The organism is Shewanella sp. S23-S33 (assembly GCF_043359565.1).
In the GTDB taxonomy this organism is placed as follows: domain Bacteria; phylum Pseudomonadota; class Gammaproteobacteria; order Enterobacterales; family Shewanellaceae; genus Shewanella; species Shewanella oncorhynchi.
The window spans coordinates 1-1,712 of the sequence record NZ_JBHFFD010000006.1; the positions used below are offsets into that span (position 1 = coordinate 1).

1 protein-coding gene and 1 pseudogene are annotated in these 1,712 nt (G+C 40.5%); both read left to right on the forward strand.

Translation table 11 applies throughout. From position 1 onward, the window contains the following. Positions 1-249: pseudogene (locus ACHA99_RS00965) on the forward strand (chemotaxis protein); the annotation flags it as partial. A gap of 402 nt (positions 250-651) precedes the next feature. Continuing rightward, on the forward strand, positions 652-1,712 hold a 1,061-nt coding region (locus ACHA99_RS00970; RefSeq protein WP_393940451.1), incomplete at its 3' end, for a cache domain-containing protein.

Here is a 1,712-nt window from a genome sequence, read left to right on the forward strand (position 1 = left end):
AATGCCGCGGCGAAAGCCCTTGAAGAGATTACACAAGCGGTCAACGTGATTTCAGATATGGCAGGCCAAATTGCTACCGCAGCGGAAGAACAGACTCAAGTGACGGGTGAAATAACCCAGAATACGGTTGCGATTAAAGATGTGACCGATGAGATTACCGCGTCGGCCATGGCAGATTTGGCACAGGCGAGGGGCTTAAAAGCTCGCGCTAATGACCTGAATGCGCAAGTCGCGACATTTATTCTGTAGCCTAAGTTTAAAATAGCGAATGATTTGATCTTGATATAAAAGTGCCATGTAATAAAAATGGCACTTTTATTACTTTTTCATCTAAATGCTTTTATAACTCATTTCTATTTAAGTTGAATTTAATTCGTAACTATTAGCATTAAGATAAGAGTAATTTTAAATTACATGAGATTTATAGTGCATATTTAAATATGCATAAATTAGGTTTCCTATTAAATAAGAGGCCGGTGCTCAGATGCATACGTTGATCTATCTTGGATTTGTTGTGAGTTTGTTTATTCTTGCGGTAAAAATAAGTGTATTCGCCGTTATTTTTACGTATCTAAGTAAACTAAGCGCTACTAGGAATAGTTATTATTTTTGGTCAGCATAATTATCCAGTTTTTATTCGTGAAATATATTATGAAATCATATTCATTAAGACAAAAAATCCTTTTTTCCGTAATTCTCGCTCTCTCATCGGTAATTTTACTGTTATCTTGGCAAAGTTATACAAGTCAGAAGAAAGTACTGTTAGACGTGAATTTAGAACAGGCTCAACGTCTTGGAGACCAGCAAGCGTTACTGATTAGTGAGTGGCTTGCAAGTCGTCAGAAAATTGTTAAAGGTCTTGCTGGGCAGCGCAATAATGACATTGTGCAAGCAATGAAACAGGCTAAGCAATCGGGAGGGTTTGAATCGACATATTTTGGTGAGTCTAACGGCAATATGAGAGATTCAGAGCCTGCAACTGACTATACAAATTATGATCCTCGTACACGACCTTGGTACCAAGAGGCTATGCGAACTGGTGGAAGTGTATTTACTCGACCTTATCTTGATACTGCTTTTAATATTTTAGTGGTGACTTTGGCCGAGCCTGTTGCTGGCGGAGTTATTGCTGGAGATCTATCGATTAGTAATCTTATCGAAGAGGTCAACCGCATGAAGTTACCGGCAAACGGTTATGCCATCATGATGCACAAAGACGGCACAGTGATCGCTTATAAAGATCAAGCTAAGACGATGAAACCTATAGCTGAAATCGATAACGAGCTTAATCGCAACTTACCAGAACAAAGCCGTGCAGCGGGCACTCTGTTACCTATGTATTTTGAAAATGAAGGACGTGACAAATTAGTCTGGAGCGTTGATATCCCTAATACAGATTGGGAATTAGTGTTAGTGCTTGATAAGGAAACGCTAGAGTCGCCACTGTCGAGCTTGTTACTCACTCAGTTTGGGCTTTCTGCACTCGTGTTGATCTTAAGTGTATTAGCCATTTCTTGGCTAGTAAGTGTCTTGCTGGGTCCTCTGAGTCGAGTATCGCAAGCACTGGCGCGTATTGCCGATGGTAATGGTGATTTAACTCAACGTATTTCTGTCGACACTCAAGATGAAGTGGGCGTGCTTGCCGACAGCTTTAACCGCTTTGTGGGCAGTCAACATCAGCTGATCAGCCATATTCGCCAATTAGCGAATGA